Annotated in this window: 17 protein-coding genes; 15 read left to right on the top strand and 2 right to left on the bottom strand. The window is 39.1% G+C overall.

All coding sequences use genetic code 11. The annotated features are described in order from the left end of the window. Positions 1–53: 53 nt before the first annotated feature. Positions 54–1,835, top strand: a complete 1,782-nt coding sequence (locus tag QSH61_RS17885) for a DUF885 domain-containing protein (protein ID WP_206473456.1) — start codon at positions 54–56, stop codon at positions 1,833–1,835. A 74-nt stretch (positions 1,836–1,909) separates the two neighbouring features. Here the strand turns inward: QSH61_RS17885 and mtnK are convergent, their stop codons facing one another. Continuing rightward, a complete protein-coding gene (gene mtnK, locus QSH61_RS17880; protein ID WP_010606874.1) occupies positions 1,910–3,112 on the bottom strand; it encodes an S-methyl-5-thioribose kinase in 1,203 nt (400 codons plus the stop codon). 120 nt (positions 3,113–3,232) lie between these two features. On the opposite strand from mtnK, the gene mtnA reads away from it, so the two are divergent. From mtnA to QSH61_RS17825, 11 genes are all read left to right on the top strand, one after another. Continuing rightward, positions 3,233–4,255, top strand: coding sequence for an S-methyl-5-thioribose-1-phosphate isomerase (mtnA, locus tag QSH61_RS17875; protein ID WP_010606873.1), 1,023 nt, complete (start codon positions 3,233–3,235; stop codon positions 4,253–4,255). Between the two features lie 102 nt (positions 4,256–4,357). After that, complete coding sequence (locus QSH61_RS17870; protein ID WP_010606872.1) at positions 4,358–6,301, top strand: alpha/beta hydrolase family protein; 1,944 nt, start codon at positions 4,358–4,360, stop codon at positions 6,299–6,301. A gap of 277 nt (positions 6,302–6,578) precedes the next feature. After that, on the top strand, positions 6,579–7,634 hold the full coding sequence (locus QSH61_RS17865) for a helix-turn-helix transcriptional regulator (protein WP_010606871.1): 1,056 nt from the start codon (positions 6,579–6,581) through the stop codon (positions 7,632–7,634). A 171-nt stretch (positions 7,635–7,805) separates the two neighbouring features. After that, complete coding sequence (locus QSH61_RS17860; protein ID WP_010606870.1) at positions 7,806–9,299, top strand: M61 family metallopeptidase; 1,494 nt, start codon at positions 7,806–7,808, stop codon at positions 9,297–9,299. A gap of 164 nt (positions 9,300–9,463) precedes the next feature. Then, the gene (locus tag QSH61_RS17855) at positions 9,464–9,892 is read left to right on the top strand and encodes a GNAT family N-acetyltransferase (protein ID WP_174170250.1); all 429 of its coding nucleotides are present in this window, start codon (positions 9,464–9,466) and stop codon (positions 9,890–9,892) included. Positions 9,893–9,934: 42 nt separating this feature from the next. After that, positions 9,935–11,545, top strand: coding sequence for a serine hydrolase (locus tag QSH61_RS17850; RefSeq protein ID WP_206473454.1), 1,611 nt, complete (start codon positions 9,935–9,937; stop codon positions 11,543–11,545). Between the two features lie 98 nt (positions 11,546–11,643). Continuing rightward, on the top strand, positions 11,644–13,041 hold the full coding sequence (locus QSH61_RS17845; protein ID WP_206473452.1) for an alpha/beta hydrolase-fold protein: 1,398 nt from the start codon (positions 11,644–11,646) through the stop codon (positions 13,039–13,041). A 312-nt stretch (positions 13,042–13,353) separates the two neighbouring features. Further along, positions 13,354–13,587 carry a hypothetical protein gene (locus QSH61_RS17840; RefSeq protein ID WP_010606866.1) on the top strand — a complete coding sequence of 78 codons (234 nt, stop codon included), beginning with the start codon at positions 13,354–13,356 and terminating at the stop codon, positions 13,585–13,587. A 76-nt stretch (positions 13,588–13,663) separates the two neighbouring features. Further along, positions 13,664–14,134 carry a hypothetical protein gene (locus QSH61_RS17835; protein ID WP_010606865.1) on the top strand — a complete coding sequence of 157 codons (471 nt, stop codon included), beginning with the start codon at positions 13,664–13,666 and terminating at the stop codon, positions 14,132–14,134. 138 nt (positions 14,135–14,272) lie between these two features. After that, a protein-coding gene (locus tag QSH61_RS17830) for an IS3 family transposase (RefSeq protein ID WP_502935075.1) occupies positions 14,273–15,351 on the top strand; the annotation gives its coding sequence in 2 pieces (ribosomal slippage) (positions 14,273–14,525 and positions 14,525–15,351; 1,080 coding nt in all). Between the two features lie 822 nt (positions 15,352–16,173). After that, a complete protein-coding gene (locus tag QSH61_RS17825) occupies positions 16,174–19,023 on the top strand; it encodes a M16 family metallopeptidase (protein ID WP_206471212.1) in 2,850 nt (949 codons plus the stop codon). A gap of 91 nt (positions 19,024–19,114) precedes the next feature. Here QSH61_RS17825 and QSH61_RS17820 read toward each other — a convergent pair whose 3' ends face one another. After that, positions 19,115–21,250 carry a winged helix-turn-helix domain-containing protein gene (locus tag QSH61_RS17820; RefSeq protein ID WP_206471211.1) on the bottom strand — a complete coding sequence of 712 codons (2,136 nt, stop codon included), beginning with the start codon at positions 21,248–21,250 and terminating at the stop codon, positions 19,115–19,117. A gap of 200 nt (positions 21,251–21,450) precedes the next feature. On the opposite strand from QSH61_RS17820, the gene QSH61_RS17815 reads away from it, so the two are divergent. The 3 genes from QSH61_RS17815 to QSH61_RS17805 all read left to right on the top strand — a co-directional run bounded on the left by QSH61_RS17815 (position 21,451) and on the right by QSH61_RS17805 (position 25,271). Further along, positions 21,451–21,825, top strand: coding sequence for a hypothetical protein (locus QSH61_RS17815; protein WP_206471210.1), 375 nt, complete (start codon positions 21,451–21,453; stop codon positions 21,823–21,825). 1,035 nt (positions 21,826–22,860) lie between these two features. Beyond that, complete coding sequence (locus QSH61_RS17810; protein ID WP_206471209.1) at positions 22,861–24,939, top strand: ankyrin repeat domain-containing protein; 2,079 nt, start codon at positions 22,861–22,863, stop codon at positions 24,937–24,939. A 59-nt stretch (positions 24,940–24,998) separates the two neighbouring features. Next, positions 24,999–25,271: a hypothetical protein gene (locus QSH61_RS17805; RefSeq protein WP_010606859.1), complete on the top strand. Its 273-nt coding sequence runs from the start codon at positions 24,999–25,001 to the stop codon at positions 25,269–25,271. The last annotated feature ends 192 nt before the right edge of the window (positions 25,272–25,463 follow it).

Here is a 25,463-nt window from a genome sequence, read left to right as displayed (position 1 = left end):
TTTTGGCTATTTTATCGCGAGCTGAGTAACAACAACGTATCGAGGAAGTCAGCGTGTTATCACCAAAATTAAAGCTGTGGACTAAGCGTTCAAGCGTCGCCGTTTATTTAACCGTCGCCTTATCAGGTTGTGCTATTACCGGAAGTGACAATAACGCTGAGTTTACTCAAATAGCTGGCAGCGTTATGAAATTTAGAAGTGATAACAATGCCTATGGTCGCAGTGATACAAAAGTAGAGTTTCTGCTACCAAACCTCAGTGCAGAAAAGTTGGCGACCACAAATCAGCAGCGTCTACAGTTTTTGGCTCAGCTCGACAATATCGACACTTCAGCGCTAAGTGAGGAAAATCAAATCAATCTCACTATTTTGCGTGCGCAAGTGCAGAATAGCGTCGATGAATATCGTTTTCATAGTCACTATATGCCGCTCACCTCTGAATATGGTTTTCATTCCGGTCTGTCTTTTATGATCTCGAGTCATGACTTTAAGAAACGTACTGGTTACGAGCTATATTTAGCACGTTTGCAGCAAGTTCCTCGTTATTTCAAGCAAAATATCGACTGGATGAAAGAAGGTATGGCGATTGGTCTGACTCAGCCGAAAGCTGTGCTTGAAGGTTATGAAAGTTCTATCGAAGCCTATATCGTTGATGATGTGACAAAATCTGAGTTTTATGGCCCGTTTACACAAAACCAAGCGGGTTTACCTGATGCTGAATTTAAAGCGCTGCAACAGCGTGCCAAAAAGATTATTCAAGGTGATGTGATCGCTGCATATCAAAATTACCTTAATTTCTTTGTCAATGAGTATCGTCCTGCGGCTAGAACTGAAATTGGAATTTCTTCGACACCAAATGGTGAAGCGTTTTATGCGAATCGTGCTAAATACTACACCACCACGAATATGACGCCAAAAGAGATCCACGAGCTTGGTCTTAAAGAAGTGGCTCGGATCCGTGCAGAAATGGAAAAAATCATTAAAAAAGTAGGCTTTAAGGGGTCTTTTGCCGACTTTGTGCAGTTCTTAAGAACCGATCCACAGTTTTATGCTAAAACCCCCGAAGCGTTGCTTAAAGAAGCTGCATATATAGCAAAGAAGATGGATGCCCAGCTACCTAAGCTATTCCATACATTACCAAGAAAGCCATACGGTGTCGCTCCAGTGCCTGCGAGCATTGCACCTAAATATACAACCGGGCGTTACTCTGGTGCACGTAGCGATACTGATGCTGGCTATTATTGGGTAAATACCTACGCTCTAGATAAGCGCCCGTTGTATGTATTAGAAGCATTGACTCTACATGAGGCCGTGCCTGGTCACCATTTGCAGATCTCCTTGAATGCCGAGCTTGATTATCTACCGGAATATCGTCGTAACGAATATATTTCTGCTTTTGGTGAGGGATGGGGGCTATATTCTGAGTTTTTGGGTATCGAAGCCGGATTTTATCAAGATCCTTACAGTGATTTTGGTCGCTTAACCTACGAGATGTGGCGAGCGGCTCGTTTGGTTGTAGACACTGGCATGCATATGTTTGGTTGGAGCCGCGAGCGAGCGATGAACTTTATGAAAGACAACACTGCATTGTCCTTACATAATGTTAAAACGGAGACTGATCGTTATATCTCTTGGCCGGCTCAAGCGCTGTCATACAAAATTGGTGAACTAACCATTAAGCGGCTACGTCGCAAAGCAGAAAAAGCACTGGGCGATCAGTTTGATATCCGTGAGTTCCACCATCAAATCTTACGTCATGGCTCTGTACCATTGTTTGTGCTTGAAGACCAAATCGACAAATATATTGAAACCACGATGAATCAAGCACGTAAGTAATCGAGATTATCCATTTAATAAAAAAGCCCAAAGTAAAGACGTTGGGCTTTTTTATTTTATTAGCCTAAGCTAGTTTAGTTTACAAAACTAATGATTAGCTGATACACATCATCAGTCGTTCGGCATTTATTGGCATTAATGATGAGCTGTTCACCTAAGTGCAGTGCTCGCTGTTGTGTCGCTAAGCGTGCATCTTCATCTTCAATCGCATCTATGTCCGCAACATGTGCGAGACCAATGGTGCGGCGGATCAATTCACACCCACAATAACCAACCGCGTCTTGCAATACCTTAGTGAGGAAGTATTCCGCGTAGCCATCTGCTTGCAATGACAGGTCGCGTGTTTGTGTTTTTGCCAGTTCAAGCCAAGTTACATAGAAGTTAGATAGGGTGGTGGCGATACTATCGAGTAAATACACTTGCATATTTCGACGTTTTGGCAAAGCGTTAATGCGAGCATGTTGGGCACAGTAGTTGAGCAATAAATTGCCGATAAATGAGCCTAAATCAAAGCCAATGGGGCCAAAAAAGCCAAACTCTGGATCGATTAGCTTAGTGTGCTTGGCATCGACGAAAATACTACCAGTATGGATATCACCGTGGAGCAAGGCTTCTGGTGCATTGAGAAACTGGGCTTTGAGCTTTGCCACTTCAACTAATAACGTCTTATTGTTTCTTAGCATTTCCACAGACGATTGCAATGCGGCTGGAAAGTTGTTTCTTTCAGCATCGCGGTATGGGTCGTCGAAGAACAAATCTTCAGTGATTGCGCACAGCTCAGGATTAGTAAACTCGGTGACTAGGGCTTTCTTTTCACTCGGTGTTAAGTAAAAACTTGAGTGATAAAAGCTGGTTTTTGCTAGGTAATTTGCGACGTCTTTGCTGAGTCTTGCAAAGGTGTTCGCTTGGTTTAATTCACCGCGCAAAATGCGTAGATGGCCAAGATCTTCCAACACAGTTACCGCAAGCTCTGTATTGTGGTGCAGCACTTTTGCTGTGGTATCTGGGCAGATCTCACCATGGCGTTGTAACACACTAGCTTCAATTCTGGCTCTGTCTAACGTCAGTGGCCAGCTCTCACCCACACATCGAGCGTAAGGCAAAGCTTGCTTAACGATGATGCTATTTTCTTGCGTATCTTGCACGCGGAAAACCAAATTCAGATTGCCATCACCAAACTCATAACAAGATAAGGTTGCATCTTTATCAAAGAAACTTCCTAAATTAGTAATGTAATCAATAACTTTTTCTGCATCAAATTCAATGTAGCTCGACATGTTTCTGCACCTTGTGGATATTTGCTATTAGCATTCTATATTTTTAAATGTTTAGATGTCTATACTTCTTTAGATCTTGATGTAAAATATCATTAGTACACTTTGAAAGAGCGGGATGTCATGAAAACCTTAATTGCACGTAGTCTTAAATTCGAATCGGGCGTGGTACAGGTATTGGATCAATACTTACTGCCACATCAACAGGAGTGGCATGAATGCCGCGACGTTGCGACGATGAGCGAGCTAATTCTGACACTTAAGGTTCGCGGTGCTCCGCTTATTGGTTTAGCGGCAAGTTTGTTAATTGGTTATCTTGCCGAACAGGGAGAAGACAAAAACACAATTGCTCGTTCGATAGATGAACTTGAAGCAACGCGTCCTACAGCGGTGAATTTAATGCACTGCATGGCGAGATTGCGTGAAGCGTTACAAGCGAATGATTGGCAACAACAAGTGATCACAACCGCTGAACAGTTATTTGAAGAAGACACTGCGCTATGCGACCGTATGGCAAGCATAGGTGCAGAGCTTGTGAATGCGGGAGACAATATTCTTACCCACTGCAATACTGGCGCACTGGCAACGGCAGGTGTAGGCACCGCACTTGGCGTAATTCATCATGCTGCAAAACAACATGGTGACATTCATGTTTGGGTTGATGAAACTAGGCCACTGTTACAAGGTGGTAGGCTCACCGCGTTTGAACTAGATGCATGGCAAATCCCATACACGCTAATCTGTGACAATATGGCTGCGAGTTTAATGGCGGCGGGTAAAGTCGATAAAATCTTTGTGGGGGCAGATAGGATTGCGGCAAACGGTGATTTTGCGAATAAAGTCGGCACTTATAATCTAGCAGTGTTAGCCCATTTCCATAATATTCCTTTTTATGTGGTGGCTCCGATCACAACATTAGATAGCAGCTGTCCAAATGGCGCAGCCATTCCAATTGAACAACGTGCCAAAAGCGAAGTAACTGGTGTCAGTGGCAGCTTTGGTGATTGCCAATGGGCACCCAACAATGCTGAGGTATATAACCCTGCATTCGATGTTACACCAGCGAGTTTGATCACCGGATGGGTGTTGGATACTGGATTATTTACGGCTGAGGATGTTGCCAAGGGAGAATTTTTACAAAGTTAAACATTTGTAAATTATACAACTACCTAAGTGACTAAACTCTTGTTACAATGTACCCATTAAAGTGATGACTATTTTTAATAATAATGGAGAAGTTATAACAGGATGAAAAAGTTACTTATTTTAATTCTTTCCTTGATGGCGACAGCTGTGTTTGCTCAGCAAGACATACCGTTGGAGGCGTTTAGCAAAGGTAGTGAGTTTTCAAGTGTAAAAATATCACCAAACGGTGAATACCTAGGCTTTATCACTAAAGCTGAAGGAAAAAGTATCTTGGGTTTTCTAGAGCTTGATGGATTTAAGGTTATTCATGCCGTGAGATTCAACGGTAATGCCCAAGTTGGTCGTTATGAGTGGGTTAACGACAACCGTGTAGTACTTGAGAAAGAGTATATCCGAGGGTGGCGAGATCACCCTGAGTATCATGGCGAATTATTTGGTGTAAATGTTGACGGTAGCCGAGGGAGATACTTAGTTGGATATCAAGGTGAAATTCAAACCGGATCACGACTGAAAAAAGCGACACCTCTGTATGGCACTTCCTACATCCTTGACCCTTTGGTCAATGATGAAGATAAAATGCTGATCGTGACTTATCCGTGGTCAGGCTCTAAGGAGCCAGTAACTGTGGTATACGAAGTCAACGTCCATTCAGGTGTTAGACGAAAAGTCTCTATATCTCCGCGTAGGATGGGGCGTTTTTTGACAGATCATCAAGGGGAGGTGAGAGCTGTTGCTTCGACTGATGATAATGGTAACACATCTGTATTTATAAAAAATACAAAAGATAGTGACTGGAAAGAGTTAACACTAGCACAAGATCTTGATGACTATTGGCTACATGGTTTTGATGAATCGGGTAAATTGGCGTATCTATCCGCTGCAAAAGCAGGAGAGCCGCGAGGGGTTTATCAACTGACACTGGAAACTGGCAAGCTCAAGCATTTTTTCCAAGACAAATTAGTTGATCCATCTAAAATATGGCGTGATCCGGTTAATCAAACTCCTTTCGCAATTGAGCTCGATCCGGATTATCCGACGTATGCGTTCGTAGATCAAGATTCAATATGGAGCCAACGACTAAAGTCGCTTATAGCTTCAATACCGGGGAATCAGATCCGCATAGTAAGTGGTACTCGAGATGGCAGCAGAGTTATCGTTTTTGCTGGTAGTGATATTAATCCTGGAAATTACTATCTATTTGATAGCAAGAAAAATCAACTTGGGTTATTAGTCGCAAACCGTAGTTGGATTGATCCTAATAGTATGTCAACGATGGAAGCCATCAGTTTTAAAGGACGTGATGGAATTACTATTCACGGGTACCTCACCACACCACAAGGTAAAGAAAAGAAAAACCTTCCTTTGATTGTTATGCCGCATGGTGGACCTCACGGACCAAGAGATTATTGGCAGTTTGACCCTGAAGTGCAAATGCTCGCGAGCAGAGGTATGGCTGTATTACAAATTAACTTTCGAGGGTCAGGTGGTTATGGAGATGCATTTGAAGAGCTTGGCTATAGAAAGTGGGGCAAAGAAATTCAATATGACATCATTGATGGAACCCGTGACTTAATCTCTAAAGGTATCGCTGATAAAAATCGGATTTGTATTATGGGAGCGAGCTTCGGTGGTTATTCGGCATTGCAAAGCGCAATATTAGAACCAGACTTATTCCAATGTGCTGTAGGTGTGGTTGGCGTATATGATTTACCACTGATGTTTGAAGAAGGTGATATTGCTCAGCGTAGTTCAGGGGTCGCATATTTAGAACGTGTACTTGGCACCGATGAAAAGCAGTTAAAGGAATTTTCTCCAAGCTATAATGTCGAGAAGCTTAAGGTTCCAGTCCTTATCGTACATGGTGGTGAGGACCAAAGAGCGCCAATTGAACAAGCGGAATCTTTAATTGATGCACTGAAAAAGGCTGATAAGCCTTATCAGTATTACTTACTTGAAGATGAAGGGCATGGTTTCTATAAACCGGAACATCGTCTGAAATACTTTAAGAAAGTGCTGGCATTCTTAGAAAAGCCCATGCAGTTATAGTAATAAAGTACAATAATAGCCAGCAATTGATGCTGGCTATCATATTTCTCAACTAACACCTTCAATACTTATCTTATTCGAACTGAGCAAAGCTTTTTAAATTCAAGAACAGTTCAAAATCACGCCACATGCTAGGTGAAATCACACATAATCGGTTATGCTTTATCCAAAGCTTAGCCATTCATTATGACAGCTTCAAATGCTCTCGATGCAGATTAATTTTCTTGTAATAGAGCGCAATAGGCACTACCGATTATATAAATTAATAAGGGAATCGATGTTTTCACAAACCGTTCAGTTGCAGCCAGTAAACATCTTGCAAATAGTTTTTACAGTGGTTTCGGTGTTAGGAGTGATTTTAGTCTGGAAAATGGATAGATATCGAGGCGTCTTATTTCTTTTCATATATTATTCTATCTTAATGATATTTAATTTATATGAAGAAACACGAGGTCAAGATGGGTATATAGTAACTCCCATTTTTACACTAATTAAAGGGCCAATAGTCTACTTTTTAGTTAGATGGATAATTAATGAAAAGCCTATAGCTTCTAAATTAAAGTTTCTGCATGTGGCACCTGCAATTTTAGCATTACCCTTCACGCAACATGTCCAGCTTATTATTTTGATTGCTACATTTAGTCAAATTACCTACTTAATTGCTTCTTTAAAGCTAATAAAGCGATATCACTCCATATCAATGGCCGTCCGCTCTGACGCACTGTCATTAAAGTTAGATTGGGTTAACAAGATAATTTATGTTTTCTTTATCTTTGCTCTAGTAGATCTTTTAAGGTTAAATTTGCAGCCATTTAACGCCATTGAGATAAAGGCTGGTTGGTATTTTATTGATGTATTGGTGGCGCTGCTTTTGATGTGTTTTCTAGTAGTTAAAACTGCTCATCAACCTGAGCTATTTGATGATATGGTTCCCTATGAAGACTTGAAGGTGAAAGTTTTAGAATGTGAACAACAATCTAACTTAAAATTAGCACAACAATTATGTGAAGATATTACAAAAGTAGTATTAGAAAAAGAGCTTTATAAAAAGCCAAGGTTATCACTAATAGAAGTTGCGAATGAAACAGGTTTTAAGTTGAAAGACGTTTCTTGGTCTATAAATTTTGCCACAGGTTATAACTTTTGTGAATTCATTAACAACATGAGAGTCAATGAAGTTAAGAAACAAATTGTTCTGCCACAAGAATCTCACAAAAGTATCTTAGAAATAGCTTTTGATTCAGGTTTTAACTCAAAATCTGTTTTCTATAGTACATTCAAATCTACGGTAGGAATGACTCCTAGTAAATACCGAAGTTCACAAAAACAGTGAGTTAACCGGTCCTATTTAGTCCCAAATCATGATTTGGGAAGACAGAACTAATTAAAAAACGGATAGTGTTGTAAATTCGATTTGACTACCAAGTGCACCAGCCGTCTCCAATGCTAATTGAAGGCTGCTTCAATGCTAGTCGTAAGATAAACACTATTTTGTAGGTTTTATATGTTCAAAACTATAGCCGTTACACTTTCCTTTGCTTTTTACTCCTTGCTTTTTTCACCTCCAGCATTAGCTGATCATTACACTGTTTTTATCACTAAGAACAACCCCAGAATAGCGAAAGTTAAAGCAGTTCTTTTCCCACATGGTCATGTTATTTCCATGAATGAGCAAAATGTTCATGGTTTGAAAAATGGCTGGGGAGGATTTGTAAGAAACCTCACAGTATTAAATTCAGATGGAGAAACTATTCAGATTTCTGAGGTTGAAAATAGTAAATGGGAACTAATTGGATACGAAAATGGAAAGATTACTTTGTCATATGATGTCGTTTTAGGACACGACACAGTAATTCCTAAGATAAAATTTGGTGATAATGGAGCTGCTTATGCAACAGAAGATGGTGTAATGTGGGCTGGACGTGCTCTATTTATTGCAGGGAAGCCAAGTAAAAAAGTAAATATAAAATTTGAAACCCCCAATTCTTGGGCCATTACTACTCCTTGGGAAAGTGTTAATGATAGTACAACTGAATTCTACGTGGAGGGGACGAGTGATCTGCAAAACTCAGCATTCTTTGCGGGTGAGCATACTCAAGGTTCTTTTAAAGTAGGAAATGTACAACTAAGAACGGCTTTTTCAGGTGAATATACTCGTAAAATGGTTGACGATATAAATCAGAAAGTTGACCAATTTTTTCAATATTACGGAGCTCAATATCAATCACCTTTAAAATCTAGAATGGTTCTTATAGTTTCAGATCGTAATGATGGAGGAGGGGAAGTCATGGGCAAAGCAATATCAATATCGGTAGGTCCAGCTGACAAAAAACTTTTAGATAAAAGTAGCAAAATCCCCTTGGGTATTTCACGGCTAGTTGCTCATGAGCTGTTTCACGGTTTCGCATTCAATCAGTTAGAAGTTGATGATAAAGGTGATAAGTCCGCATTATATGAATGGTTTAATGAGGGGTTTGGAGCTGAGTATGCTTCTCAACTTGCACTATTAAGAATAGGTATAAAAAATGAGTCTGAATTTTTAGATGGTATTTTATATAGAATGAAAGAATATGAAGCTGAAGCCGATGGAAAGTTAACTCTGATTAGTGCTGGTGCTGATAAGTCTGATAAATCTACCACTGTTTATTGGGGGGGCATGATTGCAGCTCTTACTCTTGATTTCAAAATCCGAGCCAAAAGTGAAGGGAGACGAAATTTAGATGAGCTGTGGAGATATTTACTACAAAACTATCCAAGAGGTGGAAAAGAGATGAATTTGAATGAGCTATATAAATCAGTAAGTAAATTATATGGAGAATCAATAGCCTTAGAGTTTAAGGATTATGTAACAGTTCCTAATGTTATTCCATTTTATGACGCCGCGAAATTAATGGGGCTGAAATATAATGGTAGGAAACTGCTCAGAGATAGCTTAGCTACTAAAAGTCAGAAATTGTTATGGGAAGAATTTGTTTTAGGGAAAGGAAGTAGTTTATAGATCTAACTTTGTTGAATTTATAATTTTTATTTTTAGTGTGGTGTTGAGATAAGTTGATTTTTAAATGTGTTAGTCCTTTTTAAGTGAAGTAGGTGGCTCGTCATGAATTTAAAATTCTGCTTTTGTGTTTGGTTTTATAAAATTAAGTGAGCGATTATATTTTTATGAAAGAAAGATCGATTTTAGATGTGAGAATTCAACATAACGCGCCAAAAGTAAAGGAGTTTATTGATTTACGATGTATCGTAGGTTGGGAAAAACAAGATACAAAGACAGCTTCAAAAGCATTGGCAAACACCTTGTTTCATGTCGTTGCAAGATTAGATTCAAAGCTTATAGGAATGGGAAGAGTGATTGGTGATGGAGCTATGTTTTATTACATTCAAGACGTAATTGTCGACCCTAAATATCAAAGTATGGGAGTTGGAAATTTGTTAATGGAAAAAATTGAGATGTATTTATCAGAAAATGCAAACGCTGGAGCTACAGTAGGACTTTTTTCCGCAAATGGTAAAGAAACATTCTACAAAAAATATGGATATTTAGAAAGGGATGGTAGTCAGTTAGGTTTTGGTATGTGCAAGTTTTTATAATAAAAATGTTTTTTATTTGTGGTTTTAATGGTGGCTTGTGCAATGTTTGAAACTAAAATATTTAATTTTTTTGGTTTTGTTTTTATTAGCTTTTTTGTTTCAAGTTATTTGTTTGCTGCTGAAATATACCCAGATGTTACTTGGCTTCATTACAAATCTCCAGAACAGGCTGGCTTTACTTCAGAGCGATTAGATAAAATTAAAAAGTTTTACAATAAGAAGTCCTTCTCAGCGCTTTTAGTAGTTAAAGATGGCGCCATTGCTATAGATTGGGGGGAGAATGACCGAAGGTTTCCTATACATTCGATTAGAAAGAGCTTATTGAGTGCACTATATGGGATTCACTCTAGTTCTATCAACTTTCAAGCAAGCCTTGCAGATCTAAACTGTAATGATAACTCATTGCTGACTGATCAAGAACTATCAGCAAAGGTTTTTGATGTTATATCGTCTCGGTCTGGAGTCTACCTTCCTGCAGCCGCCGAAAATAATGAAATGAGATTAAACAAGCCAGCTAGAGGTAGTTATAAGCCAAGCAAGTATTGGTGGTATAACAATTGGGATTTTAATGTTGCAGGTACTCTGTTTTCGAAAATTACTGGAGAGGAAATTCTTGGGTCAATTGCAACTCAATTGGCAGCCCCTTTACAGATGCAAGATTACCGAGTTACAGACGGATATTATGTAAAGGCTGAGTCTGAACATTCAGCTTTTCAGATTAGGATGTCATCCCGCGACTTAGCTAGGTTTGGTTTATTATATGCTAGAGGTGGGGTTTGGAATGGCAAACAGTTGATTCCTCATGAGTGGGTTGTTAAAAGCACTAGCGCTATAAGCAACACGAATATGGGTGATAAATACCCTCCTTATTTCGGCCTTATGTGGTGGGTTGAAGAAGATGGTAGTTTTAGTGCCAGAGGGAATGGAGGGCATACTTTAGCTGTTTACCCTTCTCTAGATATGGTGGTGGTTTTACGTACTGATACATATTTGGAACACACGGTTTCTGCCAAGTCAATTCATAAAATGCTCAGCGGCATTATTTCTATTTCGAAGGGTCAACAGCATTCGAAACCGAGTTTGATTACTGAAACACAACAAGAGGCTGATAAAAAACAGATCCCTGAACTATATCGATTTAATAATGCAAGCATTGCTTTAGATAATGGGCTTTTAGTTAGCATCAACTTCAAAAATGAGACTTTATTTGTTGATTGGGGAACGGGAAAATTTGAACTTAGTTACTTGAATAATAATCGCTTTATTATTTCTGATCTCCATGAGCCACTAGAAATTGAAGTAAATGATGTTGGTGAGCTAATTGACATTAAAACACCTAAGTTGTTTTTTATACAAGCAGCAACAGCTGCTAAATATGATGATTTATTAATCGCGGAAAGCTGGGTTGAAAAAGCCATTAAGATGAACCCTAACTCGCCAATACCTTATGTAAACCTGGCCAAAATACAGATTGAAAGAGGTAATAAAGAAGGTGCAAAAGAAAACCTACAAAAAGCCTTATCTATTGAGGTTAATAACAAGCAGGCAAAAAAGCTTTATCAGAAAATCTTATTAAAACAGTATTTTTTCCCTGGTTTAATGATTTTGATACTAGTTGGATTTTATTTAAGGTCGTATAAAGGTAAAGTGTGATTTTAACTTTGTTTTTATATTTTTAGTTGGTGGTGTGTTAATTTTAATCTTTGTGGTTTCGGGTTGGTTCTCAAGAGATAATTGTGTAAGGTTTTTAAATGAAATGTATTGTTGTTTTTATAATTTTGTTAATTCTATCTTGTAATGTTGCTATATCAAATGAGGGATTTTCAAATTACGAAGTGGTAAGTGAAAAGTTTAATTACTACTCAGCTTCACATAACGAAAATAGAGTAATACTAGTTAGTTTGCCTAAAAGTTACGCGTTGGATAAAAAAAGGAAGTACCCTGTCTTATATGTTTTAAATGCAGAGAAAAACCATATATTGGCGACAGAGATTGCAAGCTTCCTTGCATCAAAAAATCAAATTCATGAAATGATTGTGGTTGGGCTACCTAGTAAGGATAATTACTTTAATGAGAACCTTCCTTTTCTAAACTCAGAGTCATATACCATTTCCGAATTAGCAAAAAAGCACGAAAAATTTATAAGAGATGAAGTCACGCAATTTATAAGTGAAAAGTTCAGGATAAACAATACCAAGTTTATAGCTGGGCACTCAATGGCTGGCCTATTTGTATCATACTTGTTTTTGCAAAACCCTACTGGCTACAATGGACACATTGCAATTAGTCCTGCATTTCACCATGCTAAGCAATTTAGTAAGAAGTTAAAGCTGTACTTCACTAATTCAAGAGTTAATGAGGGAGCAATCTATTTCTCTTTAGGAGGGCTAGAGCACTCTCTAATTACAAAAGAATTTAACCACGTCGTTGATATATTCAAAAGTAATGTCTCAGGTAATTTGTATTGGGGATCTGAAATTTTGAAATATTCTGATCACAATACAACTAGTTTGAGTGGGATGATTCAGGGTTTGAGTTGGTTATACAATGGACTTTCTCTTACTGAGGAATTTATTTCTGGTCGTTCTTTTGAAGATGTTATATTGCATTATGAAAATTTATCAAAAAGAATAGGCTACCCTATTATACCAAGAGAAAACTCTCTCCTAGGAATGGCTTCATTCTGTATGTCTAGAACAAAAGATTACAGTATGGCGAATCTACTTTTGAACCTTTCAAATCACTACTACCCTGATTCTGTTTTGAGTAGGAAATCATTTCATATATATGGGAATTGGATGAAAGGAGGATTGTCAGCTATTTCGAGTTCAACGTCTAAAGCTGATGATTTAGATGAATCTATCTTAATATCATTAGCTTACGATCGTTTAAATAGTGATGAAGTAGGAGAAGCTATTGAGCTGTTAAAGTTTGTTGTTGGCTATTTTCCTAATTCGATAAATGGATTTGATAGTTTGGGTGAAGCATATGAAAAAGGAGGAGAGTATGACTTGGCTAAGCTTGCATATAGAAAAGCGTTGGAGTTGTCTATAGAGGGAGATGACCAAGAATTTATAAACATAGAAAAAAGAAATATTGCGAGAGTTAAAAAACTAAGCGCGAAAGTATTACAGCAAAGTAAGCTATGAAATCGAAACTTAATCAAATGGGAAAAGACGTCGTAGGAATATATGCTAGTGTGATTATTTGGAGAAGCTGACCGTGTTCTGCACTTGGTGTTCATGACTATATGATAACAAGACCCTAAAAAGGTGTTAGATCATTCAGTTTAAGGTAATCAATACACAAACCATAATTGACAGTGTAGTTTAAAGGTGCCTGGGCTTGAACTCAGAGTGTGTTCAACGAGCGGAGAGGCCTGAAATGGTATCAATAACGGCTGGACAACTAAAGATAAACATCGTCTTACAATGTTGATTCAACGGTAATAGGGGTTATACATGATTAAAGGTAGTTCTAAAAGAAAGAGTGTGGAAGATAAAGGAAAATCTAAAATTACCTTTTATTTTTTGTTTGCACTTTCAATTGCTACTTTTCTATTTTTTATGATGCCGAACTACAATAATGGTGATAATTTGTTTCCATTAATTGTAGTGTTTATAGCATATTGTGTAGGTGGGGTAGGTATTTACTTTTATGTTTTTTATCCTTCTGGAAGTAGGTTGGAAAAGTAAAGTGTATATAAGTTGATGTTTTTTAATTTTTATATTGATTATTTTAAATTTTATTAATAAGAAAGGGTGAAATATTATGAGTGCTAAAAAAGGTGTTATCTTATTGGCTATAGGAGCTACTATTTTCTTCAGCACGGCACTAGCGCACCTTTCTTGTATTTACTTTGGACCTCAGTGTTATTCATCACAGATGGCTCCCCCCGAGATTATCGAGTCTGCAATGAAAGGGACTCTACTAGCCCCAATCGGAACAACTCTAGTGTCTGCGATATTCATGGTGCTTGGGTTGTATGCATTATCTGGTGCAGGGCTATTGCGCAAACTTCCTTTATCGAGGTTTTGTATTTATCTAATTGCGTTTGTATGCATTATCCGAGGCGTTTTACCTATTCAATTGTATTTTCGCTATCCTGACAAAACAAGCAACATTGTCTTATCCATTGGTATTACTTGGTTGCTAGTTGGCTTGTTATGTTTTTTCGGATATAGAACGGTAAATAAGCAAACAGTCGGACACTTTGATAAAAATAAGGAAGAAGCAAGGTAATTTATTGATTATGATTCATAAAATGGTAAGTGTTACGCATTTTTCGACTAGGCCGATTAAGGTGAGTTTGTAACTCCCCCAAAAAATGAAACAGTTCATAAGTAGAATTTTCCATTAACTAAAATAGGAAAATTTACGATGAGAAAAAGCAAGTTCACCGAAACCCAAATTGTCAGCATGATCAAGGAAGCTGAGTCAGGTATTCCTGTGCCAGAAATTTGCCGCAAACATGGCATCGGCCAAAGTACATTTTACAAATGGCGCTCAAAATATGGCGGTATGGAAGCGTCTGATATTAAACGCCTCAAAGAGCTTGAAGAAGAAAACCGTAAGCTAAAAGATATGTTTGCAACGCTTAGCCTAAAGCACTCGATGCTTGAGGATATCATCGCAAAAAAGCTGTAAAAACAAGTAGGCGCAGAGCTTGGGTAGAGCATTTAAGAGCTCAATTTAACGTCAGCGTCGCATTTGCTTATGAAGTGGCAGGGCTAAGCCGCTCAGTTTTTTATTACAAACATAAACGGCCGTTAGATGATGAAGTTATCGACGCATTACTTGCGCTGGTAGAGCGCCATCCTAGGTGGGGGTTGCCTAAGCTGTTCAAAAGGCTTCGCAATAAAGGTAAGCCGTGGAATAAAAAGCGTGTTGAACGCGTTTACAACATGCTAAAACTAAACTTGAGACGTAAGGGAAAGCGCCGTGTTCCAACAAGAACACCTGAACCATTAAGCGCACCTACACAACATAATGAATCGTGGTCAATGGACTTTATGAGTGACGCATTAAGCTATGGACATCGTTTTAGAACACTGAATGTGCTGGATGATTTCAACCGACAAGCACTGGCGATTGAGGTCGATACAAGCTTAACTTCTGAACGAGTTATTAGAACACTACAACAAATTATTGCTTGGCGAGGAAAACCAAAGCAGATTAGAGTGGATAATGGTCCAGAATTTACTTCAACGGCACTTGAAGATTGGGCAATAAAAAATGACATCAAGTTGGAATTTATAGAGCCAGGCAGTCCTTACCAGAATGGTTTTGTGGAAAGGTTTAACCGAAGTTATCGTGAAGAAGTGCTCGATTTATACTTGTTTGAGTCACTGCAAGAAGTACGTGAAATCACTGATGAGTGGTTAGATATTTATAATTATGAGCGACCTCATGATTCACTTGGTGATATGACACCGGTTGGTTACCTTGAGGCTGCATAGAATTCTACGAAATAGCTGTACTAAATAGGGTGGAGTTACAAGTTTACTTTTGAAATGATTGAAAGTATTCACAAGATGACAGTCGCGAATTCAAGTTTGAAGTGCATCGCTCGCAAAATTAGGCTGCTTTTGCCTAATTCATCGAATATAACCGCTTGTTGTCTAAACCCTGAACATTTTCTGGGCCTCGTATTGAGTGCCCGTTATCTATTCAGGGCTCCACCTTTTTCTAATCCTAACTCAACAAACGCAATGGGGGATTGGTGCATTTAGCTGCAAGTCGTTTTCGTTTATGCACTGTTGAGTGGGCGATTTCAGTCAAATAATGACATCGAATACTATTGTACTATGACTCACTTTTAGCTTGTTTCTATCACCCTATAAAACTCATTGCGTAAACAAGCCTTAACTTGGTATCTGCTCTTATCTTCTGGCGATTACAGAGTACCACCAACAAGCAATTGATGCTTTCTCACCCTTTAATCATGATTGATGGATTTATTATCTGAATTCGCGAGCTATTTCCGTACTCCGAAATGGCTTATAGGCTTAATGCTGTAGGTATAAAACGACATATTCGCATTGTTATCGTTATCTAACACTTCACTATTTGTTGTTCCAAAGGCTAAAAATAATTTCATTATATTTATAACTATTTGATTTTATAGCTAATAAAAATAAATAAATTCATGATGACTCGATAAGCGACTTAAATTTCTTTGGCTTGTAATCTTGTCGCCAACAACGGGGAACGCTGAACGCTTCTAGCTTTGTTCCATACGAGATAAACGCCAAATTATAAAATAAATGTAAGGATTTTTTATGCTTTTAAACAAAGTTGCAATCGCAGTCATCATGGCCGCAACATTGAACGGTTGTAGTCAATTTCAATCTTCTGATGCGTCAAAGTACGCTGGTGCAACATTAGTGGAACAAAAAAACATTGAGGGCGGTGATATTGGGATCGCTTATCAAAAGTTTGAACTCGATAACGGTTTGACAGTTATTCTTCATGAAGATCATTCAGACCCATTAGTTCATGTAGATGTAACTTACCATGTTGGATCTGCACGTGAAGAAATGGGCAAATCAGGATTTGCACATTTATTTGAGCATATGATGTTCCAAGGGTCAAAGCATGTAGCTGACGAAGAGCACTTTAAAATAGTGACGGAAGCAGGTGGTAAGTTAAATGCAACAACCAGTACAGACAGAACAAATTACTTCCAAACAGTGCCAGTAAATCAACTGGAGAAGATGCTTTGGTTAGAAGCGGACCGTATGGGATTCTTTGCTCAAGGTATTACTCAAGAAAAGTTTGAGATACAACGCGCCGCGGTAAAAAATGAGCGCATGATGCGATACGACAACGTTCCTTATGGGCAAGCTTTAGAAAAGCTGCACCAAGCGCTATATGACTATGGTCACCCCTATTCATGGATGCCGATTGGCTATATGTCTGATTTAAATCGTGCGAATTCAAATGATTTGAAAGCTTTTTTTAAACGTTGGTATGGGCCTAATAATGCGACGTTGACTATTGGTGGTGCTGTAACTCCAGATGAGGTTTTACCACTTGTACAGAAGTACTTTGGCTCTATTCCAAAAGGGGAGACTGTTTCAGATGCTGCAAAGCAACCCGGTACATTAGTTGAGTCTCGTTACGTTTCTTATGAAGATAATGTATCACTACCGATGCTTAGAAAAGTGTACTCAACGGTTTATATGGGGCATAAAGACGAAGCTGCGTTAGATGCGATTGGTTATTTTGCAGGGCAAGGTGAAAGCTCAGTGTTATATCGCGAATTGGTTGATACACAAAAAGCGGTAGCGGCATTTGCATGGCATCAATGCTTTGAACTATCTTGTCAAATGGCTTTTGGTGCACTTCCTCATCCGGTGAGTGGTGAGACACTGACTAGCTTAGATAAGCGCATTGATGAGTTAGTTGCAGATTATATTCAAAATAAAATTACCCAAGAAGATGTTGATCTTTTTATCACTAAAAGAGAAGCAGAGATTGTGAGAGCGCTGCAGAGCGTGGAGGGTAAAGTTTCTATGCTGGCTAAATTTGAGACTTTCCATGAGAATCCAGGTTTCCTAACTCAACAGCTTAAAAATGTTAAAGCTTTGAAAGTTGGAGATATAAAACGTGTATTTGAGCAATATGTTGCTAATAAGGCGAATGTTGTATTGAGTATTGTACCAAAAGGAAAGCCAGAACTTATCGCGCAGCAAGACAACTATACGCCGAAGTTTTATGAGCCTAAAGCAACTGAGGAAGTACGAGACGAAGTACAACTTCCCTCGATTACTGATAGTTTTGACCGCAGCATTAAACCGCAGGCAGGTGTTGCAAAAGCAATTACATTGCCAGACTTATGGCAAGTTAAAACTGATAATGGCATAGACGTATTAGGAGCGTTTGATACCGAAACGCCAACCACAACATTGCTACTTCAGATCCCAGCTGGTCGTTTATATGACCCTGAAAATAATGCAGGGGTCGCACTTTTAACGGTGGAAATGTTGGGTCAAGCTACAACACAGAGTACGCCGTCAGAGCTGGCACAGCAATTGGCAAAATTAGGTGCTGAGATCGCATTCGAAGCGAAGTCTGAATATATCGAGATTAAGCTATCCACATTAAGTAAGAACTTAACCGCGACACTAGATATCTTGTCAGAAAAGTTGTTACAACCAAAGTTTTCGGAGTCGGACTTCGCGCGAGTTAAAAGCATGGTTTCAGAATATAGTAAATCTGAACGCGATAGCGCAAAATTTCTGGCAGATAGCGCATTATCTCAGGTGATGTATCAAGAAGGAAACTACAGTAAACCTTGGTTGCCGTCTCAAGCAGAGCTTGCGACTATTGAACTTGCAGATGTTAAATCATTTTATGCGCAGCAGATACGTCCACAAGGTAGTAAATTATCAATTGTATCCGATGTTGCACAGTCGAAATTGATGTCGGCATTAACTAGTGCGCTATCACAGTGGCAAGGAAAAGGTGAGCTGGACATGGCGCTTCCTAAATTTGCTCCCCTCGATAGTAATATCGTGTATTTGGTACATAAAGAGAATGCACCTCAGGTCCAGATCCGTGTTGCACGCCATGCCGCTGCGGAAGATTTAGCTGCGGAGCACTTTAAAAGTCAAATCATGAACTTTGCCTTCTCCGGCAGCTTTAACAGTCGAGTGAATCAAAACCTGCGTGAAAACAAAGGATATACATATGGTATCGGAGGACACTTCTCTGGATATGGTGATGCCGGTCAGTTTGTCCTCGCTTCAGGCATTAATGCAGCAAACGTTGCTGATGCGCTGACAGAAATCCAACAAGAGCTTAGCAAGATTAGTGAGCACGGATTAACTGATGAAGAAATTCAATTCACAAGAAATTCGATCGCGCAAAGAGATGCGCTGAAATACGAAACACCAGCGGCAAAATTAAACTTCTTTGCGATGATGCATGCTCATAATGTTGATGCTGATATTGTTGATGTCCGAGCTAAAACAATTGAAACAGTTGGCAAAAAAGAGCTTAATCAGCTGGCGAGCAAGTACTTTACTCCAGCCGAGATGACTTATGTTGTAGTTGGTGACACCAACACGCTAAGCAAGCAGCTTGAGGGTAAAGGCTTCACTGTAAAGCAACTGACTATTCAGTAGGTTAGTGTAATCGAAAGGATCCCAACCATGGCGAGCTTATAGAGCTCGCCATTTTTCGTTATAAGCCTATCGGTCGGTAAGCTTTACCTGTTTAGCGGTGATATAACTTTATCTCATTGTGGTATCTCGTGAGGTAAGAAATCAGTAACTTGTCAGCATGAGCATCAAGGTAGTAAATGCTAGATTCGGCATTCACGCTGGCTTTGATATCTAAGATGGTTGTTATTTGTTGATTTGCGTCAAGCTTATATACGTATTGCCGATTATAGAGGTAGATTGCACCATTGGAGGCGGTGATCGTTGGTCTTACTTTTACTTCATTGGTGCGGTTTGCAAGCTCGGATCCGGATATCAAAGGGGTCACTTGAGCCGTTTCTATATTCAGTAACGAAATATTCCGGTTACTTGATAAGGTTACTAGGTGATGGTCGTCGTACCAATCAATACTCACGATGTCATCAACCGTAATGATTTTGTTATTTTTGCCATTCAGAAAAGTAACCTCAATAATTTTGTCATCAGTTACCTTGTGAGCCCGCAGTTGAGCAACCTTATTTCCGCCAAGCCGAGTACCACCATTCTGTTCGTTATCGGACAGAGTTATTAGCACATCAAGAGACTTCCAATCTCTCACTTCAGTTTGTTTGTTGGCGACATGTTTGACGAGAATTTGCTGATTGCTTGGATCTGAGTCGATAATGGAGTAGCCCGAACTTAATGCCGCTATGGGTGAATATCGATGGCTTGAGTCTATATGCATGACCCCGTAAGATTCCACATCTTTGAAAATGGAATCATTGTAGGCAAATTCATTATCCCCAAGGTAAGCCATAATTACTTCGTAAATATTCGGTTTGGCAAAGAGGGTTGATTTACCCGTATTAAGATCGATGACATAGCTGTCATGGTCGTAGCCGTAGGTCGTCATGAGCAATTGGTTTTCTGACATTGGCAAAATGTACGAGGTGGGCTCGACCGCAACTTTTACGGCAGGCAGCTCCGTTAAGCTTTGCATGGAATAGCGTTTGATTTCACTGGTGTTGTGATCAAACCACAGCACACTTTTTTGTTTAGTATTCCAGTTCGCAGCCCATAGCAAATGCGGGAACTCTGCCAATTTTAAGGTCTTTTGCCCTGTTGAAGTGGTCACCAGTAGCTCGACTTTATCACCGATATTACGAGTAAAAATTAGCTGGTGTGACTCAGGGATAATTGCTAAAAGCTGATCCCCAAAACCATGGTTATTCGGTGTTGTGATCCTAGTTTCTTGTTGTTTTTCCATATTATAGCTATAAATAGCACCTAGGTTTGGTACGTCTAAATAGCCTCGTCGACTGTATATCAGATGGTCTTTTCCAAAATCAAACAGTGCGTTAATTAGGCCGCCAGAACAGCGAAAGAGTAACTGGTCATGAGCGCCTGTTTTTGGAGATAACTGGTGGCGGCGGTATTCGCAGATAGGGTTTTCCCCTTCAGATCGGTATAAATAATAAACCCATGTACTGTCAGCCGACCAACCTAAAATGTTGCTGCCATTCGGCAGGCTAAGTGCTCTTTCATGTTGGGTGGTAAGATCCATGAGCCTCACCTCCCCTAACGCCCCAACTTCATTGGTATCAGCTTTAAAATTATAGGCTAGGTAACGTTGATCCGGTGAGTTATACAGTTTGCCATGATGACCTCGATACCAAGATAGTATTTGATTATGGAAAATCTCAGCGGATGGCTGTGGCTGAGGTGCACTTTTTATCTGGAGAGTTTGCTTTGTGACGAAATATAGCACGGTGATCAAAGCGGCGAGCGCAATTAAGGTGCCACAGAGTATTCGCACTCGGTAAGACTTGCTTGCTTCGCTGTTTCCTGTGGTGTCAGATGTTTTACTAGATAGCTCAATCGGTTCAGGTGCCGGTATCGTGAAACTGTAGCCTTTGCGATAGTGGGTTTTGATCGTTGGTTGAGGTTGCAGATCACAAGCCAACTGCTTTCTTAACTCGAAAATGACTCGGTTAATTGTATTGTCGTCGACAAAGTTAAGTTGCCAAACATGTTCAGCCAGTTCCTGCCGCGTAATGATCCGCTCTTGGTTACCAATGAGATACATAAGTGTTTTAAACAGCAGAGGCTCAAGTTCTTTGCGCTCGTGTTTGTTGTTGATGGTTTGTGTTGCCGTATTAAGTTGCCAACATCCTATATCAATATACTTTGATTGTGTTGCTTCAAGAACCATGAAAATACCAAGTTAGTAATCAAAAAGGCGGATATACAAATTTCGATATTATCAAAGATTTCAAAATAATATTCAGCTGTTATTGCTTATATCATTAGAAATTAATAGTTTCCCATTATTGCATGGTCACAAAACCTTCGTTTCAGCTTTAGGGATAAGCTGCTTTACTATAGAGAATTTGAAGTAAGGTAAAGTAGCTAATGAAGGGGTGGTTCATTATCGGTGTGGTTGTACTGGCCTTATGCAGCTGCCACTCTATTCACTCGCAAAAAACCTACATCCATATAGTTGCAAGTTGCCCCCCTCAGGTGTTTGAACAATTGTTTATTGATGCGACAGATAGCTTAATTATATCGTCCTCTGAGGCTGAAATTCCTACCGGCATGTACACTAATACTCTGCTTTTTTCACCGCTAACAATGTCGTGGGATGTGGTGGATAAACTTTTGATTGAGTTGGATAACGCTGGATTTAAGTTTCAAGCAGATTTTTTTGGTAAATATAATCACGCTTATCGTGATAACCATATAGGCGTGTATTTTGTTGAAGGTTGTGAGTATTTTATGCGCAAGTGAGATAGATATCGAGTTCACGATGTAATGGGTAAACTATCGACCGTAAAGTGTATAGGTCTTAAGCAGTTACCGTTATATTTAAAAAACGATGCTGGTTGCTTTATTTTGGTTAGAGTGTTGCATTTGTGAGTTATACCAATTTGTCTTAATACTTGCTCAATCTGAAGGAGCAAACCTGACGCTAACTATGTTAAAAACTTCTGATTGAGAACAACTAAGTAGAAAAATTTTGCCTTGCTTATATGGATGTAGATACCTTGGAGGCAACAGGACGCGGTAGCCGTGTTATCGACAATGTTTTATCACCTCATAATAGGGTACTTAATTAATCAAGTTGGCCTTAAAGTCGGGATAAATAACTTACTTTGATAATTTTTATTGATATAGCGGTAAGTGGCAGCCTAATAAGTTCTATTAAAAATTTTTTATTTATGTCTTATTCAGTAATGTGAAAGTCTAAGTCGTTAAAGTGTTTGTTAATTCAGTGGGTTGTTATATTTAAATCCATGCTTTGAATTGCTTTATAAAAATTTTAATTTCTAAACCCGATAATCAAGTTCTTACCAATTTGTTATTTGCTCATAATTTTTTGTAATAAGGTGTTGAAAATAATTGTTATTTTGTTTTTTTTGGAAGTTTTACTTTCTTCTTTATAAGTGTATTTTTGTGATGGCATCTCTCTATTGTTGAAGACCCACTCAATTATTATAGGTATTGGAGTGTCAAGTTTGATGCTTATAACGCCTATAAAAAGTTAGTCAAATACATACAAACCGTAACAAGTAAATAAGGTGAAAATAAAAACGCTTGTATTGAGCTTTATAGTGCTCGTAGCTACCCAAAATGTCACTGCCGTAGAAAGAATTGACGTGATAGGTCATAAGCCATAAGCCATATCCAATGCGGACACTATATCCGTGGGAAGGGGGTAACTCTAGTAATAGCGCTGGCGCTTGGGGTGATGTATAGGAGCACATTTTGCGCCTATACATCGTACCAGTGCTGACGATATATATTAATGCAAGGAGCAAAATATTGAGTAAAAAGTCACTTTTAATTGCAAGCGCTACATTGTTAGCACTGCTCTGCCTTTATTGGACATACCTCGCCTTTGACAACATCGAGGAAAATGTAATAACTCGTGAGCCGTTGCAGTCAAATAACATTGGACAATATCAGCATACAAGCTCGGGAAGTGTTGCAACTCAGCCAGAAGAAACGCTCAGTGTGATGTGTAATGACTATGCAAGTGATATTGATGATATGGTAAGCTGGCAAGCTCTAGCTGAGCAGCGTATTCAATATATATTTTCTTCTATGCAGCATCAGGGATTAGGCGAAAACCAGCTAGATTATATTTCAAAAGCTGCGGGCCTAGGTATACTTAGAGGTCGAATGCTAAGGCCTGAATCGAAGTATTACCAATCGGTAGATGCAATCCCTCACTACGCTAATGGTATTTTATCTCAGCGACAGGCTGATATGTTCTGGGCCTACCTTAGAAGTCAAGACATCAAAGGGTTAATAACCGCCTATCAGCAAAATAAAATACAAGCCAGCAAGCGTGTTTCTGTCTACGACACACCTGTGAGTCTCATATTGACGCAACTTCAAGGTGACAATTCCAACGTTATTTCAGAGCTTACCTCGAGCGGTATTTTGGTGACATATCAAGACTTGGTTACAGCCACGCAACTAGGTATCGCTCCAACCCTTATGGCCCAGTTACTCGATGCAAGCGGACTAACACCGAGTGAAGTTTGGTATGACGATGAGTTAGAGCATTATACATCACTAACAAATGTTGCTATTGCTGCAATTAACTCTGAATTAACTACGTTTTGGCTTAAAGAAGGAAGTCCAGCAATTGCTGACCCATTTTCGAATAATGCCCTCGATTTACTCTCACCAGCACCTACAGACAAAGCTGATGAAGTAGAGTCTATCATTCTTTTATTACTAGCAAATGGGGTGCGCCCTTCGAACGAACTTAGTAGTAAGAGGCTTCTTCACTGGCTCTCTGATGGTACTCTCGCGCAATATAAGACCCAGCTTCAACACGTAGAAAATGCAATACCGTCAGAATGGCAAGATGAGATTGAATCGGGTGTCGATAAATTATATCGCGCCGTTTTATCAGACATAGTAGCTCCTGAAAAGTTGTCTAAAGCCCATCCCTGCTTTCACTCTGTCGGGCGAGCAAAAATACAGCTAGTATTTAATCGTGAGCACGCATATGAACAGCTAAATAATGAGCAGTTACAGGCCGTTAATGTTAAAGAGATAAAACAGTCAGCTGAGAGTTTGGTTACTACAGTCACTGAACAGAATACTGATCCAAGCATGATAGTCCGTGTTTTAGGGCAAGAACCTGATTTGCTGAACAAAATGGCAGTAGACCATTATCGTTATGAACAATTAAAAGCTTTGCTGGCGAGACACACCGAACAACAAGCGCAGTTAAGCGATGAAGAAAAGGCAAAGCAAGCCAAGTTACAAGAGGCGATCACAGAAGCCTTTACGCTGGCACAAAAAGGAAATTGGCAGCAAGCTGCAGATCATATGACTGAACAAAATGCGCAAATAGAGCAGCAAGAAATGCTAAACGCTTTATTGACCATGGCCATTTCGACAAATGCCAGTATCGATGAAATAACTAGATTACTTGAAAAAGGGGCACGGCTAGGTCCCCAAACAATATTAAATTTAGTGCGAACGCACAACCTTCCACTAATTAAGGCGCTCGTTAAATATGACTTGGATTTACATTTTGTAGACCCACTAGGTCGCAATGCGTTGCTCTATGCCGTTTTATTACGCACTCCAAAAATCATGACATATTTGCTGAGACATAAGGTTTCAGTCAAGCCAGATCCCTATGGGCTAGATGCCTTAGACTTTGCACTAGAGCAGGTTGAAAATGGGGCAAGTGCCATGGAGTTAGCTGCTGGGAATAATATGAGTTTGAATGACAGCTTTTTCTATATCTCTCAGCTGCTCTACGCGGGAGCCCCTATTGAATCAAGTCACAAACAAAGGGTTGCTGCGTATCAAAATAGCAACCCGATACTATACAAAGAAATTATTTCGGCCTTTCCGAGCTTTAAACTATAGTGTCGTCTTATTTAACCTAAACCAAGCAATAAGCGAATCAAACTTTAAAAGGTATTATTATGGAAAAACAAGAATCGAAATCAATAGAATTAGATGAAATTATTAAGCAATTAGAACAAGCAAATAAGGTTGAACGGAAGAAAAAAATTGAAGTCACGGGGTTTGTTTTCTTGTATCTTGCTCTCTCTGTATTTTTAAACTACTTTCCATACATGTATAAATCTGTGTTATTTGGGTATACAGCGATAACGGTGATGTATTTACTTTTGAAACAGCATCAGCAGCAAACATCAATAAACTTACTCATCAGCGCGCTCAAAGAAATTAAATAATTTTGTATTTTAATCAAATGTCGAGCCGATTAGTTGATAAGGAGGCTTTCTTGCAGTTAGGTACAAAAAGTTAACGCGTTTTAGGGAGAGTATGCGCATTTTAAGGACTTAGTTTTGATAAGTGAAAACGTTCATATCAACGGAAACGTAGATTGAAAGTCAGGCCTCTTCAAGAGTTTACCTATTATGTCA

It is taken from the genome of Pseudoalteromonas sp. JC3 (assembly GCF_030291895.1).
GTDB lineage: Bacteria > Pseudomonadota > Gammaproteobacteria > Enterobacterales > Alteromonadaceae > Pseudoalteromonas.
Note: the sequence above shows the minus strand (reverse complement) of the source record. Positions and strands in the feature narration are given on the sequence as shown.

Excerpts from the sequence above, each read along its gene's own strand:
- QSH61_RS17805 (WP_010606859.1), top strand. The coding sequence starts at position 24,999 with ATGGAAAAACAAGAATCGAAATCAATAGAATTAGATGAAATTATTAAG.
- QSH61_RS17835 (WP_010606865.1), top strand. The coding sequence starts at position 13,664 with ATGAGTGCTAAAAAAGGTGTTATCTTATTGGCTATAGGAGCTACTATT.
- QSH61_RS17820 (WP_206471211.1), bottom strand. The coding sequence starts at position 21,250 with ATGGTTCTTGAAGCAACACAATCAAAGTATATTGATATAGGATGTTGG.
- QSH61_RS17865 (WP_010606871.1), top strand. The coding sequence starts at position 6,579 with ATGTTTTCACAAACCGTTCAGTTGCAGCCAGTAAACATCTTGCAAATA.
- QSH61_RS17815 (WP_206471210.1), top strand. The coding sequence starts at position 21,451 with ATGAAGGGGTGGTTCATTATCGGTGTGGTTGTACTGGCCTTATGCAGC.
- mtnA (WP_010606873.1), top strand. The coding sequence starts at position 3,233 with ATGAAAACCTTAATTGCACGTAGTCTTAAATTCGAATCGGGCGTGGTA.
- QSH61_RS17860 (WP_010606870.1), top strand. The coding sequence starts at position 7,806 with ATGTTCAAAACTATAGCCGTTACACTTTCCTTTGCTTTTTACTCCTTG.
- QSH61_RS17825 (WP_206471212.1), top strand. The coding sequence starts at position 16,174 with ATGCTTTTAAACAAAGTTGCAATCGCAGTCATCATGGCCGCAACATTG.
- mtnK (WP_010606874.1), bottom strand. The coding sequence starts at position 3,112 with ATGTCGAGCTACATTGAATTTGATGCAGAAAAAGTTATTGATTACATT.
- QSH61_RS17840 (WP_010606866.1), top strand. The coding sequence starts at position 13,354 with ATGATTAAAGGTAGTTCTAAAAGAAAGAGTGTGGAAGATAAAGGAAAA.
- QSH61_RS17850 (WP_206473454.1), top strand. The coding sequence starts at position 9,935 with ATGTTTGAAACTAAAATATTTAATTTTTTTGGTTTTGTTTTTATTAGC.
- QSH61_RS17870 (WP_010606872.1), top strand. The coding sequence starts at position 4,358 with ATGAAAAAGTTACTTATTTTAATTCTTTCCTTGATGGCGACAGCTGTG.
- QSH61_RS17855 (WP_174170250.1), top strand. The coding sequence starts at position 9,464 with ATGAAAGAAAGATCGATTTTAGATGTGAGAATTCAACATAACGCGCCA.
- QSH61_RS17845 (WP_206473452.1), top strand. The coding sequence starts at position 11,644 with ATGAAATGTATTGTTGTTTTTATAATTTTGTTAATTCTATCTTGTAAT.